The following is a 15,342-nucleotide window of genomic DNA, read 5'->3' as shown; positions in this document are numbered from 1 at the left end:
GGGCTGCTAGACCTCGCGCGCGGCGGTCAGGTGTTGTGCGTGTTCCTGGAGGGAACGCACTCCGACGTCCCCGCCGTTGAGCGCGTCGATGCCCTGGACTGCCGCGGCCAGCGCCTGGACCGTGGTGAGGCAGGGCACGGAGCGGGCCACGGCCGCCGTGCGGATCTCGTAGCCGTCGAGGCGACCACCGGTTCCGTACGGGGTGTTGACGATGAGGTCGACCTCGCCGTCGTGGATGAGCTGGACGATGGTCCGCTCACCGGCGGGCCCCTCGCCCTCGCTCAGCTTACGGACCACGGTGGCGTTGATGCCGTTGCGGCGCAGCACCTCGGCGGTGCCCGAGGTGGCGAGCAGTTCGAAGCCGTGCGCGACGAGCTCCCGGGCCGGGAAGATCATCGAGCGCTTGTCGCGGTTGGCGACCGAGATGAACGCGCGGCCCTTGGTGGGCAGTGGACCGTACGCGCCGGCCTGCGACTTGGCGTACGCCGTGCCGAAGACCGAGTCGATACCCATGACCTCGCCCGTGGAGCGCATCTCCGGGCCGAGCACGGTGTCGACGCCGCGTCCGTGCATGTCGCGGAAGCGCGACCAGGGCATCACGGCCTCCTTGACGGAGATCGGCGCGTCCTGCGGCAGGGTTCCGCCGTCGCCGGTGGCCGGCAGCATGCCTTCGGCGCGCAGTTCGGCGACGGTCGCGCCCAGCGAGATGCGCGCGGCGGCCTTGGCGAGGGGCACCGCGGTCGCCTTCGAGGTGAAGGGCACGGTGCGGGAGGCTCGCGGGTTGGCCTCCAGGACGTAGAGGATGTCACCCGCCATGGCGAACTGGATGTTGATCAGTCCGCGCACCCCGACACCCTTGGCGATGGCCTCCGTGGAGGTACGCAGCCGCTTGATGTCGAAGCCGCCGAGGGTGATCGGGGGCAGCGCGCAGGCCGAGTCGCCGGAGTGGATGCCGGCCTCCTCGATGTGCTCCATGACGCCGCCGAGGTAGAGCTCGGTGCCGTCGTAGAGCGCGTCGACGTCGATCTCGATCGCGTCGTCGAGGAAGCGGTCGACCAGCACCGGGCGGGTGGGGCTGATCTCGGTGGACTCCGCGATGTACGAGGCGAGCCTGGCCTCGTCGTACACGATCTCCATGCCGCGCCCGCCGAGCACGTACGACGGGCGTACCAGCACCGGGTAGCCGATCTCGTCGGCGATGGCCTTGGCCTCGTCGAAGGTGGTCGCGGTGCCGTGCTTGGGCGCGGGCAGACCGGCCTCGGCGAGCACCCGGCCGAAAGCGCCGCGGTCCTCGGCGGCGTGGATCGCCTCGGGCGGGGTGCCGACCACCGGCACGCCGTTGTCCTTGAGCGCCTGGGCCAGGCCGAGCGGGGTCTGGCCGCCGAGCTGCACGACGACTCCGGCGACCGGGCCGGCGAGGGTCTCGGCGTGCACGATCTCCAGGACGTCCTCCAGGGTGAGCGGCTCGAAGTAGAGCCGGTCGGAGGTGTCGTAGTCGGTGGAGACGGTCTCGGGGTTGCAGTTGACCATCACCGTCTCGTAGCCCGCGTCGCTCAGCGCGAAGGAGGCGTGGACGCAGGAGTAGTCGAACTCGATGCCCTGCCCGATCCGGTTCGGACCCGAGCCCAGAATGATCACCGCGGGCTTCTCGCGCGGCGCGACCTCGCTCTCCTCGTCGTAGGAGGAGTAGAAGTACGGGGTCTTCGCGGCGAACTCGGCGGCGCAGGTGTCCACCGTCTTGTAGACCGGGCGGACGCCCAGCGCGTGCCGCACCTCACGGACGACTTCCTCGCGCAGTCCCCGGATCTCGGCGATCTGACTGTCGGAGAAGCCGTGCCGCTTGGCGTCGGCGAGCAGCTCGGGATCCAGCTTCCCGGCGGCGGCGAGCTCGTCCGCATGCTCCTTGATCAGGAAGAGCTGGTCGACGAACCACGGGTCGATCTTCGTCGCTTCGAAGATCTCCTCGGGGGTCGCACCGGCTCGCATGGCCTGCATGACGGTGTTGATCCGGCCGTCGGTGGGGGTCCCGGCGGTCTCCAGCAGCGCGTCCTTGTCGCCCGGTTCACCGGTGAAGGAGAACTGCGAGCCCTTCTTCTCCAGCGAGCGGAGCGCCTTGTTGAGCGCCTCGGAGAAGTTGCGGCCGATGGCCATGGCCTCGCCGACCGACTTCATGGTGGTGGTGAGGGTGGCATCGGCGGCCGGGAACTTCTCGAAGGCGAAGCGCGGCACCTTCACCACGACGTAGTCGAGAGTCGGCTCGAAGGATGCCGGGGTCTTCTCGGTGATGTCGTTGGGGATCTCGTCCAGCGTGTAGCCGACAGCGAGACGGGCGGCGATCTTCGCGATCGGGAAGCCCGTCGCCTTCGACGCCAGCGCGGAGGAGCGGGAGACCCGCGGGTTCATCTCGATGACGATGATCCGGCCGTCGTCCGGGTTGACGGCGAACTGGATGTTGCAGCCGCCGGTGTCCACCCCGACCTCGCGGATGATCGCGATGCCGATGTCACGCAGCCGCTGGTATTCGCGGTCGGTCAGCGTCATCGCCGGCGCGACGGTGATCGAGTCGCCGGTGTGCACGCCCATCGGGTCGAAGTTCTCGATGGAGCAGACCACCACCACGTTGTCGTGGTGGTCGCGCATCAGCTCCAGCTCGTACTCCTTCCAGCCGAGGATGGACTCCTCCAGGAGTACCTCGGTGGTGGGCGAGAGCGTCAGGCCCTGGCCGGCGATCCGGCGCAGCTCCTCCTCGGTGTGCGCGAAGCCGGAGCCGGCGCCGCCCATGGTGAAGGAGGGGCGCACGACGACGGGGTAGCCGCCGAGTTCGTCGACGCCACCGATGACGTCGTCCATGGTGTGGCAGATGACCGACTTGGCGGACTCGCCGTAGCCGATCTTCCTGCGGACGGCTTCGACGACACCCTTGAAGAGGTCGCGGTCCTCGCCCTTGTTGATCGCCTCGACGTTGGCGCCGATCAGCTCGACGCCGTACTTCTCCAGGACACCGTTCTCGTGCATGGAGATGGCGGTGTTGAGCGCGGTCTGGCCGCCCAGGGTCGGCAGCAGGGCGTCCGGGCGTTCCTTAGCGATGATCTTCTCGACGAATTCCGGTGTGATCGGTTCGACGTAGGTGGCGTCGGCGATCTCCGGGTCGGTCATGATCGTGGCCGGGTTCGAGTTGACCAGGATGACCCGCAGGCCCTCGGTCTTGAGAACCCGGCAGGCCTGGGTGCCCGAGTAGTCGAACTCGGCGGCCTGGCCGATGACGATCGGTCCGGAACCGATGACCAGGACGGACTGGATATCGGTGCGCTTAGGCACGCTGGCCCTCCATCTGGGCTGTGTTCATCAGAGACGTGAAGCGGTCGAAGAGGTACGCGGCGTCGTGCGGGCCGGCGGCTGCTTCGGGGTGGTACTGGACGCTGAACGCGGGTCGGTCGAGCAGCTGGAGGCCTTCGACCACGTTGTCGTTGAGGCAGACGTGCGAGACCTCGGCGCGGCCGTAGGGGGTGTCGGAGACCGTGTCGAGCGGCGCGTCGACGGCGAACCCGTGATTGTGCGCGGTGACCTCGACCTTGCCGGTGCTGCGGTCCTGCACGGGCTGGTTGATGCCGCGGTGGCCGTACTTCAGCTTGTACGTGCCGAAGCCGAGCGAACGGCCGAGCAGCTGGTTGCCGAAGCAGATACCGAAGAGCGGCGTGCTGCGGTCGAGGACCGCCTTGATGACGGTGAGGTCGGCGGTGGCCGGGTCACCGGGTCCGTTGGACAGGAACACACCGTCGGGGGCGACCGCGTACACCTCGTCGACGGTTGCGGTGGCGGGCAGCACGTGCACCTCGATGCCGCGCTCGGCCAGTCGGTGCGGGGTCATGCCCTTAATGCCGAGGTCGAGAGCGGCGACGGTGAACTTCTTCTCACCGATCGCCGGGACGACGTAGGTCTCGGTGGTGGCGACCTCGGCGGAGAGGTCGGCGCCGTTCATCTCGGGGGCCTGCCGCACCTTGGCCAGCAGGGTGCCCTCGTCGGGCAGTGCGTTGCCGGAGAAGATGCCCACCCGCATGGCGCCGCGTTCCCGCAGGTGGCGGGTGAGGGCGCGGGTGTCGATACCGCTGATTCCGACGATGCCCTGCCGCGTCAGTTCGTCGTCGAGGGTGCGCCGGGAGCGCCAGTTCGACGGGACGCGTGCGGGGTCGCGCACGACGTAGCCGGCGACCCAGATCTTCCTCGACTCGTCGTCCTCGTCGTTGATGCCGGTGTTGCCCACGTGCGGGGCGGTCATCACGACGACCTGGCGGTGGTACGAGGGGTCGGTGAGGGTTTCCTGGTAACCGGTCATGCCGGTGTTGAACACCGCTTCACCGAAGGTCTCCCCCACGGCCCCGTAGGCGCGGCCGCGGAAGCTTCGGCCGTCCTCCAGGACGAGTACGGCGGGAACCGGGGCGGCCCCCCGGGTGGAGATCGTCATTGTGCGGTGCCTTCCGTCGTAACCGGGTGCTTCATGGAATTGATGGCCTCGACCCAGGCGCTCTGTTCTGCGGCGTGGTCCGAGCGGAAGCCGGAGTCGATCAGCTTGTCGCCGTGCTGCCAGGTGACGATGAGCAGTCCGCCCTCGGTGAGGACCTTGCCGGCGATGCCCTTGTCGAGCCGGGCCTCACGCAGCTGGGCGGTCGGGATGAAGAAGTCCTTCGCCCCCGGGCGTACGACGTCCACTCCGGCGTCCGTGAGCGTCACCTCGGCCCTGCTCCGGGTACCCAGGCCGTGCGCGACAATCCGGTCGAGCCACTGACCGGCCGTGGTGGAGCCGTGGTAGCGGCCCCGCATGCTCAGTCTGGCCGTACCCGGCTCGGCCGGCGCGCCGAGGAGTTCCGGAAGGTCGCTCTGGAGGGTGCCCCGCCATTTCCAGCCTTCGCGCATCAGCCAGTAGACGAGCGCGATGAACAGCAGCAGGCCGACGATCCAGCCGATCCGCCCCGACCAGTCGGTGACCTGCGCCGACTTCTGATCCGCTGCGAGGTGAAGAGCTGCGAGGTGAGGTGTGTTGAGTGGTGTCACGCCAGCTTCCCGTCCACGACCGTTGCCCGGCCCCGCAGAAAGGTGTGGGTGACGCGTCCCGGCAGCTCGCGGCCCTCGTAGGGAGTGTTGCGGCTGCGGGAGGCGAAGCCCGCGGGGTCCACCTCACCACGGTAAGCCGGGTCGAGAAGTGTCAGGTTCGCGGGCTCACCGGCCGCGATGGGGCGTCCGTGTCCGGCCAGCCGGCCGATGGCCGCGGGCCGGAAGGACATCCGGTCGGCCACGACGGCCCAGTCCACAAGACCGGTGTCGACCATCGTCTGCTGGACCACGGAGAGGGCGGTCTCCAGGCCCACCATGCCCATGGCGGCCGCGGCCCACTCGCAGTCCTTGTCCTCGTGCGGGTGCGGGGCGTGGTCGGTGGCGACGCAGTCGATGGTGCCGTCCGCGAGTGCCTCCCGGAGGGCCATCACGTCGGTCTCGGTGCGCAGCGGCGGGTTCACCTTGTAGACCGGGTTGTACGTGCGGACCAGCTCGTCGGTGAGCAGCAGGTGGTGCGGGGTGACCTCGGCGGTGACGTTCCAGCCCTTGGACTTGGCCCAGCGGACGATCTCCACGGAGCCGGCGGTCGACAGATGGCAGATGTGCACCCGGGAACCGACATGTGCGGCGAGCAGCACATCACGGGCGATGATCGACTCCTCGGCGACCGCGGGCCACCCGCCGAGCCCGAGTTCGGACGAGACCACGCCTTCGTTCATCTGGGCGCCCTCGGTGAGGCGCGGCTCCTGGGCGTGCTGGGCGACGACTCCGTCGAAGGCCTTCACGTACTCCAGCGCGCGGCGCATGATCACAGCGTCGTGGACGCATTTGCCGTCGTCGGAGAAGACCTTCACTCCGGCGGCCGAGTCGTGCATGGCGCCGAGTTCGGCGAGCTGTTTGCCCTCCAGGCCGACGGTGACGGCGCCGATGGGCTGCACGTCGCAGTAGCCGGACGCCCGGCCGAGCCGCCAGACCTGCTCGACGACACCGGCGGTGTCGGCGACCGGGAAGGTGTTCGCCATGGCGTGCACGGCGGTGAACCCGCCGACAGCGGCGGCCCTGGTACCGGTGAGGACGGTCTCGGAGTCCTCACGGCCGGGTTCCCGCAGGTGGGTGTGCAGATCGACCAGGCCGGGGAGCAGGATCCTGCCCTCCGCCTCGATGACCTCGGCGCCTTCGGCGGACAGGCCGGTACCCACCGCTTCGATCGTCTCGCCGTCGACCAGGACGTCCTGCGACTCGCCGCCGAGCACCTTCGCACCACGGATCAGGATCTTGCTCATCGTTACTTGTTCTCCTCGGTACGCGTGGTGGGGGCGGGCTCGGAGCCGCCGAGCAGCAGATACAGGACGGCCATCCGGATGGAGACACCGTTGGCGACCTGCTCGACCACGGTGCAGCGATCGGAATCCGCGACGTCGGCGGTGATCTCCATGCCCCGGTTCATCGGGCCGGGGTGCATCACGATGGCGTGCTCGGGCGTCCGCGCCATACGGTCGCCGTCCAGACCGTAGCGGCGTGCGTACTCCCGCTCGGTCGGGAAGAAGGCGGCGTTCATCCGCTCCCGCTGCACCCGCAGCATCATCACCGCGTCGGACTGGGGCAGCACCCGGTCCAGGTCGTAGGACACCTCGCAGGGCCAGTGCTCGACGCCGATCGGCACCAGGGTGGGCGGGGCCACCAGGGTCACCTGGGCGCCCAGCGTGTGCAGCAGGTGGACGTTCGACCGGGCGACCCGGCTGTGCAGGACGTCACCCACCACGGTGATCCGGCGGCCGGCCAGGTCGCGCCCGATACCGGCGTCCGCGCCGACCAGCCGACGGCGCATAGTGAAGGCGTCCAGCAGCGCCTGGGTGGGGTGCTCGTGCGTGCCGTCCCCGGCGTTGACGACCGCGCCGTCGATCCACCCGGAGGTGGCGAGCCGGTAGGGGGCGCCGGAGGCTCCGTGCCGGATGACGACGGCGTCCGCGCCCATCGCCTCCAGGGTCAGCGCGGTGTCCTTGAGCGATTCGCCCTTGGAGACGGACGAACCCTTCGCGGAGAAGTTGATGACATCGGCGGAGAGGCGCTTGGCGGCCGCCTCGAAGGAGATACGGGTCCTCGTCGAGTCCTCGAAGAAGAGGTTGACGACGGTACGGCCGCGCAGGGTCGGAAGTTTCTTGATCGGCCGGTCCGCGACCCTGGCCATCTCCTCGGCGGTGTCGAGGATGAGGACGGCGTCGTCGCGGGTGAGGTCGGCGGCCGAGATGAGGTGGCGCTTCATCCGGGTGTTCTCCATGTGTGCGGAGGATTCTGGGTGTGCGGGAGCATTCCGGCACAGCGGGCAGGCACAGCGCTGCGGCCCGGGTCGCGGGCCGGAGCTCAGGAGCTACTGCTCGCCGGTCGGGGCGGTCCGCTCGGCACCGAGCAGGACCGCGTCGCGGCCGTCCTCCTCGGCGAGCTGGACCTTGACCGTCTCCCGCAGCGACGTGGGGAGGTTCTTGCCGACGTAGTCGGCGCGGATCGGAAGTTCGCGGTGGCCACGGTCGACCAGTACAGCGAGCTGTACGGCGCGGGGGCGGCCCATATCACCCAGTGCGTCCAGCGCGGCCCGGATCGTCCGGCCGGAGAAGAGCACATCGTCGACCAGCACGACCAGACGTCCGTCGACGCCGTCGGCCGGGATGTCCGTCCGGGCGAGGGCGCGGGCGGGGCGCAGCCGCAGGTCGTCGCGGTACATGGTGATGTCGAGCGAGCCGACCGGGATGGCGCGGCCGGTGATCTCTTCGAGCTTGACGGCGAGCCGACGGGCCAGAAAGACGCCACGGGTCGGGATACCGAGAAGCACGACGTCATCGGCGCCCTTGGCGCGCTCGACGATCTCGTGCGCGATGCGGGTCAGTACCCGCGCGATGTCTGGGCCCTCGAGTACGGGGCGTGCATCGGTGGTGCTTGCGTCCATAGGAAACGGACCTCCTTCTCCGCCTCACGGGACGGACCTTAAAGGACGTCGAAATTACAAGCCCACGGTACCAGGGCCGTGGGAGTCCCCGGGCAGGGGGTCGGTCCGGACCATTCGGCTTGACGCAGCCAAGTAACGCTGCGTAACCTCACAGTGAGTTACCAGCCGCGCGGCGGAGCCGCACGTCGCCACAGCGTCCGGGGAGCCATATGTCCAGCGAATACGCAAAACAGCTCGGGGCCAAGCTCCGCGCCATCCGCACCCAGCAAGGCCTTTCCCTCCACGGTGTCGAAGAGAAGTCCCAGGGCCGCTGGAAGGCCGTGGTGGTGGGCTCGTACGAGCGGGGCGACCGCGCCGTGACCGTGCAGCGCCTCGCCGAACTGGCGGACTTCTACGGGGTTCCCGTGCAGGAGCTGCTGCCCGGCACCACGCCGGGTGGAGCCGCCGAGCCACCGCCGAAGCTCGTCCTGGACCTGGAGCGTCTCGCCCATGTCCCGCCGGAGAAGGCAGGGCCGCTGCAGCGCTATGCGGCGACCATCCAGAGCCAGCGCGGCGACTACAACGGCAAGGTGCTGTCGATCCGCCAGGACGACCTGCGCACCCTCGCCGTCATCTACGACCAGTCGCCCTCGGTCCTCACCGAGCAGCTGATCAGCTGGGGCGTGCTGGACGCGGACGCCCGCCGGGCGGTCGCGCACGACGAGGGCTGATCCAGCAGCCGACCCTCGTCGACGCAACAGCAGAAACGTCTCGTCCGAAGGGCGGACCCGCACCAGCCGGGTCCGCCCTTCGCCGTTGCCCGAACGGCACCGGGCCCGGGACGGGAAGATGAATCATCTTTCCCGTCCCGGGCCCGGAACGTCCCTGCTCCCTGCGGAGCGCGCCGCCGGCGTCGCGACCGGCCGCTCAGGCCTGGTCGCGGAGAAGGCTCGGCTTGAGGTCCTTGAAACGGCTCAGCAGGCCGTTGATGAAGGACGGCGACTCGTCGGTGGAGAACTCCTTGGCGAGCTGCACGGCCTCGTCGATGACCACCGCATCCGGCGTGCCATCGACCCACACCAGCTCATAGGCGCTCAGCCGGATGATGTTGCGGTCGACGACCGGCATCCGGTCCAGCGTCCAGCCCACGGCGTAGGTGGCGATGAGGTCGTCGATACGGTCGGCGTACTCCGTGTACCCCTCGACGAGCTCCATCGTGTACTCACTGACCGGCGGCTGCCGGTCGTCGGTCCGGGCGTGACGGATCCAGTCCGCGAGGACCGTCCGCACGGGCACCCCGCGCTGGTCGGCCTCGAAGAGGATCTGGAAGGCGCGCTTGCGCGCCGTGTTCCGGGCAGCCACGGTTAGCTGTTCACCCGGCCGAGATAATCACCGGAACGGGTGTCGACCTTGATCTTCTCGCCGGTCGTGATGAACAGCGGGACGCCGATCTCGTAACCGGTCTCCAGGGTGGCCGGCTTGGTGCCGCCGGTGGAGCGGTCGCCCTGAACGCCCGGGTCGGTGTGCTGGATCGTCAGCTCGACGGCGGCCGGCAGCTCGACGTAGAGCACCTCGCCCTCGTACTGCGCGACCGAGGCGGTGAAGCCCTCGATCAGGAAGTTGGCGGCGTTACCGACAGCCTTGCGGTCGACCATCAGCTGGTCATACGTGTCCATGTCCATGAAGACGAAGTACTCGCCGTCCATGTACGAGAACTGCATGTCACGCCGGTCAATGGTGGCCGTCTCGACCTTCACCCCGGCGTTGAAGGTCTTGTCGACGACCTTGCCGGAGAGCACGTTCTTGAGCTTGGTGCGCACGAAGGCGGGGCCCTTGCCGGGCTTGACGTGCTGGAACTCGACGACGGACCAGAGCTGGCCCCCGTCGAGCTTGAGCACCAGGCCGTTCTTGAGGTCGTTCGTGGAAGCCACGGTTGAGGTTCTCCTGGACTGCAGCGTGTGTGGGACCGCGGGTACTCGCTAGAGGGCGAGCAGTTCCTTGGTCGTAATGGTGAGTAGCTCGGGTCCGCCGTCCGCCTCAGGGCGCACGACGAGCGTGTCATCGATCCGGACTCCGCCCCGGCCCGGGAGGTGGACCCCCGGTTCGACGGTGACCGGCACGCGAGCGTCCAGTTTACCCATGGCCGCAGGTGTCAGCTGCGGGTCCTCGTCGATTTCGAGTCCTACGCCGTGCCCGGTGGCCGTCGGCAGACCCTCCCCGTGGCCCGCCGCGCCCAGCACCTGGCGGGCCGCACGGTCCACGTCGCGGCAGGCGGCGCCGGGCACGAGAGCCTCCCGACCTGCCCGTTGTGCGGTGAAGACCAGCTCGTACAGCTCGATCTGCCAGTCCGCCGGCGACGTCCCGATGACGAACGTACGCCCGATCTCGCAGCGGTATCCGTGGTAGCGGGCACCCAGGCAGACGGAGAGGAAATGCCCTTCCTCGACCCGGCGGTCCGACGGGCGGTGTCTTCTCAGGCCGGCATTGGGTCCGGTGGCCACCGAGGTGGGGAAAGCGGGCCCCTCGGCGCCGTGGTCGACCAGTCGGCGCTCCAGCTCGAGAGCGAGATGGCGTTCGGTGCGCCCGACGAGGATCGATTCGAGCAGTTCGCCCAGCGCCTGGTCGGCGATCTCGGCGGCGATCCGCAGGCTGGCGATCTCTTCCTCGTCCTTGATGATCCGCTGCTGTTCCACGGCGCCCGCCAGATCGGTGAGCTGGATGCCGGGCGCGACGGAGCCGATCGCGCGGTGCCTGGCGACGGTCAGATGGTGCTCCTCGACGGCGAGCGACGGAGCATCCGCCGGATTCAGCAGACCGGCCGCGGCGACCACCGGATCGCCCCCTGAAGCGGGCAGCATGCGCAGACGCAGGTGCTCGTCGGGCCGGCCGTTGCCGGCGTCGTCGGCAGGCTCCCGGGGGCAGAGCAGCTCGTCGCCGGCCGGTCCGAGGAGCAGCACCGACCCGGTCGGAGCCGCACCCGCGAGGTAGCGGACGTTGGCGGCGCGGGAGACCAGGGCGGCAGCGCTGCCGGCTGCCCTGCACCGGTCGCGCAGCCTCTCCCGGCGGACCGCAAACACCTCTGACATGCTTCCGAGCGTAGGAGCAGGAGCGGGTGTCAGCCGGTTCAGCGCGTCCGACCGGGGAGCTTCACCAGGTCGGGGGGGAGGCGATGGAGCGCGCCAGTACGTCGTCGAGCACCTGGGCGGTGGTCTCCACGTCGAAGGCCGAATTGTCGATGATCGGCAGACCCGAGCCGTACCAGCCGGCCATCCGGCCGTGGATCCTGGCGACTTCCTCATCGCTCAGACGGCGGTTACCGCTGCGGGCGGAGTTGCGCTCCAGGACGATCTCCAGGCCCGGCAGCAGGACCACCGGAAGCAGACCGGGGCCGACATGCCGCTTCCAGCCGCCGAGACCGACGACCGGCCGGTCCGGGAAGACCGCGTCGTCGAGGACGCAGGAGATGCCGTTGGCCAGGAAGTTGCGGGCGGCGAAGCCGCAGGTGCGCCGGGCGAGGCGGTACTGGGCCTCGGAGTGGTCGTTCCATCCGGTCTGCGGGTCGGCGAACCCGGAGCAGACCCATTCCCGTACGTCGTCCAGGCTGATGTGCGCGGTGGGCACCCGGCGGCTCTGCGCCCAGTGCCGGGCCACGGTGGTCTTGCCGGCGCCCGCGGGTCCTATGAGCAGCACGGCGAGCGTGGTGTTGCCGGTGTCCGCCCGGACGCTGGCGGGCGGCGGGGACGGCAACGGCACCGGGCCACCGGGCGGCAGCTGGACATGGCCGGTGGATTCCGGGGCGGGGGGCAGCGGCGGGGCGGCGGGCGGCCGGCCGGGCGCCGGACCGGGGTGCTGGGGCTGAGCGGGGTGCTGGGCGGGGGGCAGGGCGCCCTGCATCCATCCCCCGGCTCCCGAATGGGGTGGCGGCAGCGGGGCTCCTCCAGCGTGCTGCATCCGGTGCCACTCCGTCTCGTTCGGCCGACTGATCCGCGCTACCGAACGGTACCTTCCCCGGCCGTCGTCATGTGAACGGCCGGGGAGTGGTCGAAGTGCCGCGTCAGGACGCCAGTTCCCCGGCCAGCGCACGCAGGGCAAGGCGGTAGGAGCCGATTCCGAAGCCCGCGACCGTGCCGCTGGCGACGGCAGCGATTACCGAGTTGTGACGGAACTCCTCGCGGGCGTACGGATTCGAGATGTGCACCTCGATGAGCGGCGCGGTCCGCTGGGCCGCCGCGTCCCGCATGCCGTACGAGTAATGGGTGAAGGCACCGGGGTTGATCACCACGGGGATCGAACCGTCGGCCGCCTCGTGGAGCCAACGGATCAGCTCTCCCTCGTCGTTGGTCTCGCGGACCTCGACGTCGAAGCCGAGTTCCTTGCCGAGGCCGGTGCAGGCGTCGACGAGCCCGGCGTAGGAGGTCGCACCGTACACATCGGGCTCGCGGGAGCCCAGCCGGCCCAGGTTGGGGCCGTTGAGGACGAGCACCCTGGTCACGCGGAGACCTCCCCGTACGCGGCGAGCAGGACCGCGGGGTCGGGTCCTTCCAGGACGGTCGGCTTGGCGAGACCGTCGAGGACGATGAAGCGCAGCACATTGCCGCGGGACTTCTTGTCGACCTTCATGGTCTCCAGCAGCTTGGGCCACTGGTCACCGCGGTAGGTCAGCGGCAGGCCGACGGAGGCCAGTACGGCCCTGTGCCGGTCGGCGGTCGCGTCGTCGAGGCGGCCCGCGAGACGGCCGAGCTCGGCGGCGAAGACCATCCCGACGGAGACGGCGGCGCCGTGCCGCCACTTGTAGCGCTCATTCTTCTCGATGGCATGGGCGAGGGTGTGCCCGTAGTTGAGGATCTCGCGCAGCCCCGACTCCTTCAGGTCGCTGGATACGACCTCGGCCTTGACCCGGATGGAGCGCTCGATGAGCTCGGCGGTGTGCGGGCCCGCGGGCGTGCGGGCGCCTTCGGGGTCCGACTCGACGAGGTCGAGGATGGCCGGGTCGGCGATGAAACCGGCCTTGATGATCTCGGCCATGCCGGAGACGTAGTCGTTGACCGGCAGCGAGTCCAGCGCTGCCAGGTCGCACAGCACCCCGGCGGGCGGGTGGAAGGCGCCGACCAGGTTCTTGCCCTCGGCGGTGTTGATGCCGGTTTTCCCGCCGACCGCGGCGTCGACCATGCCGAGCACCGTGGTCGGTACGGCGATCCAGCGCACACCGCGCAACCAGGTCGCCGCGACGAACCCGGCGACATCGGTGGTCGCTCCACCGCCCACGCCGACGATGACGTCGGTGCGGGTGAAGCCGGTCTGGCCGAGCGCCTTCCAGCAGTAGGCGGCGACCTCGACGGTCTTGGCCTCCTCGGCGTTGGGCAGCTGGATCGCGATGGCCTCGTATCCCTGGCTTGCGAGGTCCTGCCGCATCGTCTCGCCGGTCTCGGCGAGTGCCTCCGGGTGCAGCACGGCCACCCGCTTGGCCCGGTCACCGATCAGCACGGGCAGTTCGCCCAGGAGGCTGCGGCCGACCAGCACTTCGTAAGGGGCGTGTCCTTCCGTGCCGCCGACCTGGATACGGATAGGGGCTTCCTGCGTCATGCGGGTCTCCTGGCCGGTGGTGCCGGGGTCCGCGGTGCCGACCGCGGGTGGTGGTGTGGTCCCCGGGAGCTGCGGGAGTCCCAGAGCGTCGATGACCGCCTGGGTGACCTCTTCGGGAGTGCGGTCGTCGGTGGCGACGACGACGTCGGCGACTTCGGTGTAGAGGGAGCGGCGCGCTTCCATCAGTTCACGCCACTGGCGACGCGGGTTGACGGCGAGCAGCGGGCGCGCGGTGTTCAGCCCGACACGCTTGACCGCGGCCTCCACGTCCATCGAGAGGTAGGCGACGCGGTGGCCGGCGAGCAGTGCACGGGTGGCCGCGTCGAGCACGGCGCCGCCGCCGAGCGACAGCACCCCGGTGTGTTCGGCGAGCGCGGCGGCCACCGCCGTGCTCTCCAGGGAGCGGAACCGCGCCTCCCCCTCGTCGACGAAGATCTCCGCGATGCTGCGGCCCTCGACGGCCACGATGTCGGCGTCGGTGTCCCGGTAGGCGGTGCCGAGCCGTTCAGCAAGGAGTTCGCCCACGGTGGACTTGCCGACGCCCATGGGGCCGACCAGGACGACCAGTGGCCCGCTCATCGGATCTGCAGGTTGTCGAGGTACGAGCGGACGTTGCGGCGGGTCTCGCCGACGCTGTCGCCGCCGAACTTCTCCGCGACCGCGTCCGCGAGGACCAGCGCCACCATGGCCTCGGCCACGATGCCCGCGGCCGGGACCGCGCACACGTCGGAGCGCTGGTGGTGCGCGGCGGCGACCTCTCCGGTCGCCACGTCGATGGTGGCCAGGGCGCGCGGCACCGTGGCGATCGGTTTCATCGCGGCCCGCACCCGCAGGAGCTCTCCGGTGGACATGCCGCCTTCGGTCCCACCGGAGCGGCCCGATGTGCGGCGGATACCGTCCGCGGTCGGCACGATCTCGTCGTGGGCCTGTGAGCCCGGCACCCGGGCGAGGTCGAATCCGTCGCCGACCTCGACGCCCTTGATGGCCTGGATGCCCATGAGGGCGGCGGCCAGCCGCGCGTCGAGCCTGCGGTCCCAGTGCACGTGCGAGCCGAGGCCCACCGGCACGTCGTAGGCGAGCACCTCGACCACACCGCCCAGGGTGTCGCCGTCCTTGTGCGCCTGGTCGATCTCGGCGACCATCGCCTTCGAGGCGCCGGCGTCCAGACAGCGCACCGGGTCCTCGTCGAGCCTGGCCTCGTCGGCGGGGACCGGAACGACGCCGTACGGAGCCTTCGCCCCCGCCAGTTCCACGACATGGGAGACGATCTCGATCCCGGTCGTCGCCCTGAGGTACGACCGCGCCACGGTGCCCAGGGCGACCCGGGCCGCCGTTTCGCGGGCGCTGGCGCGCTCCAGGATCGGACGGGCCTCGTCGAGCGCGTACTTCTGCATCCCGGCCAGGTCGGCGTGGCCGGGCCGGGGACGGGTGAGCGGGGCGTTACGGGCCAGCTTGGCCAGCTCCTCGGGGTCGACCGGGTCGGCCGACATGACCTGCTCCCACTTGGGCCATTCGGTGTTGCCCACCATGACGGCCACCGGGCCACCCATGGTCAACCCGTGCCGTACCCCGCCGAGAAAGGTGACCTCGTCCTTCTCGAACTTCATCCGGGCGCCGCGGCCGTAGCCGAGCCGTCGCCGGGCGAGGGCGTCCGCCACCATGTCCGTGGTGATCGTGACACCGGCGGGAAGGCCCTCCAGCGTCGCCACCAGTGCGGGGCCGTGCGACTCCCCCGCGGTCAGCCAACGCAACCTGCTCAACGGTGCTCCTCATGCTCGCGCCTCGGTCTG

Annotated in this window: 14 protein-coding genes; 1 reads left to right on the top strand and 13 read right to left on the bottom strand. The window is 70.0% G+C overall.

The annotated features are described in order from the left end of the window. Positions 1-6 precede the first annotated feature (6 nt). The 6 genes from carB to pyrR all read right to left on the bottom strand — a co-directional run bounded on the left by carB (position 7) and on the right by pyrR (position 7,990). Positions 7-3,318, bottom strand: a complete 3,312-nt coding sequence (carB, locus tag AB0M87_RS20105; RefSeq protein WP_365854679.1) for a carbamoyl-phosphate synthase large subunit — start codon at positions 3,316-3,318, stop codon at positions 7-9. Continuing rightward, positions 3,311-4,462, bottom strand: coding sequence for a glutamine-hydrolyzing carbamoyl-phosphate synthase small subunit (gene carA, locus AB0M87_RS20100; RefSeq protein WP_365854677.1), 1,152 nt, complete (start codon positions 4,460-4,462; stop codon positions 3,311-3,313). The genes carB and carA overlap by 8 nt, the downstream gene beginning before the upstream one ends. Continuing rightward, complete coding sequence (locus tag AB0M87_RS20095) at positions 4,459-5,049, bottom strand: hypothetical protein (RefSeq protein WP_365854675.1); 591 nt, start codon at positions 5,047-5,049, stop codon at positions 4,459-4,461. Before AB0M87_RS20095 ends, carA begins: the two co-directional genes overlap by 4 nt. Next, positions 5,046-6,332 (bottom strand): dihydroorotase, encoded by a 1,287-nt coding sequence (locus tag AB0M87_RS20090; RefSeq protein ID WP_365854673.1) that lies wholly within the window; start codon positions 6,330-6,332, stop codon positions 5,046-5,048. The genes AB0M87_RS20095 and AB0M87_RS20090 overlap by 4 nt, the downstream gene beginning before the upstream one ends. 2 nt (positions 6,333-6,334) lie before the next feature. Further along, the gene (locus AB0M87_RS20085; RefSeq protein ID WP_365854821.1) at positions 6,335-7,312 is read right to left on the bottom strand and encodes an aspartate carbamoyltransferase catalytic subunit; all 978 of its coding nucleotides are present in this window, start codon (positions 7,310-7,312) and stop codon (positions 6,335-6,337) included. 105 nt (positions 7,313-7,417) lie between these two features. Further along, a complete protein-coding gene (gene pyrR, locus AB0M87_RS20080; protein ID WP_365854671.1) occupies positions 7,418-7,990 on the bottom strand; it encodes a bifunctional pyr operon transcriptional regulator/uracil phosphoribosyltransferase PyrR in 573 nt (190 codons plus the stop codon). A gap of 209 nt (positions 7,991-8,199) precedes the next feature. Here pyrR and bldD point away from each other — a divergent pair, with 209 nt between their 5' ends. Then, the gene (gene bldD, locus AB0M87_RS20075; RefSeq protein WP_014157378.1) at positions 8,200-8,700 is read left to right on the top strand and encodes a transcriptional regulator BldD; all 501 of its coding nucleotides are present in this window, start codon (positions 8,200-8,202) and stop codon (positions 8,698-8,700) included. A 196-nt stretch (positions 8,701-8,896) separates the two neighbouring features. Here the strand turns inward: bldD and nusB are convergent, their stop codons facing one another. From nusB to aroC, 7 genes are all read right to left on the bottom strand, one after another. Further along, complete coding sequence (gene nusB, locus AB0M87_RS20070) at positions 8,897-9,331, bottom strand: transcription antitermination factor NusB (protein ID WP_365854668.1); 435 nt, start codon at positions 9,329-9,331, stop codon at positions 8,897-8,899. A gap of 2 nt (positions 9,332-9,333) precedes the next feature. Continuing rightward, positions 9,334-9,900: an elongation factor P gene (gene efp / locus AB0M87_RS20065; RefSeq protein WP_365854666.1), complete on the bottom strand. Its 567-nt coding sequence runs from the start codon at positions 9,898-9,900 to the stop codon at positions 9,334-9,336. Positions 9,901-9,948: 48 nt separating this feature from the next. Continuing rightward, on the bottom strand, positions 9,949-11,055 hold the full coding sequence (locus AB0M87_RS20060) for an aminopeptidase P family protein (protein WP_365854664.1): 1,107 nt from the start codon (positions 11,053-11,055) through the stop codon (positions 9,949-9,951). 61 nt (positions 11,056-11,116) lie between these two features. Continuing rightward, complete coding sequence (locus AB0M87_RS20055) at positions 11,117-11,920, bottom strand: AAA family ATPase (RefSeq protein WP_365854662.1); 804 nt, start codon at positions 11,918-11,920, stop codon at positions 11,117-11,119. Between the two features lie 103 nt (positions 11,921-12,023). Next, the gene (gene aroQ / locus AB0M87_RS20050) at positions 12,024-12,461 is read right to left on the bottom strand and encodes a type II 3-dehydroquinate dehydratase (RefSeq protein WP_365854660.1); all 438 of its coding nucleotides are present in this window, start codon (positions 12,459-12,461) and stop codon (positions 12,024-12,026) included. Further along, complete coding sequence (aroB, locus tag AB0M87_RS20045; RefSeq protein ID WP_365854658.1) at positions 12,458-14,131, bottom strand: 3-dehydroquinate synthase; 1,674 nt, start codon at positions 14,129-14,131, stop codon at positions 12,458-12,460. The genes aroQ and aroB overlap by 4 nt, the downstream gene beginning before the upstream one ends. Next, entirely contained in the window at positions 14,128-15,312 is a 1,185-nt protein-coding gene (aroC, locus tag AB0M87_RS20040; RefSeq protein WP_365854656.1) for a chorismate synthase, read from the bottom strand. Before aroC ends, aroB begins: the two co-directional genes overlap by 4 nt. Positions 15,313-15,342: the final 30 nt, after the last annotated feature.

The sequence above is a fragment of the Streptomyces sp. NPDC051320 genome (genome assembly GCF_040682175.1).
Lineage (GTDB): Bacteria > Actinomycetota > Actinomycetes > Streptomycetales > Streptomycetaceae > Streptomyces.
This window is presented reverse-complemented; position numbering and strand designations above follow the sequence as displayed.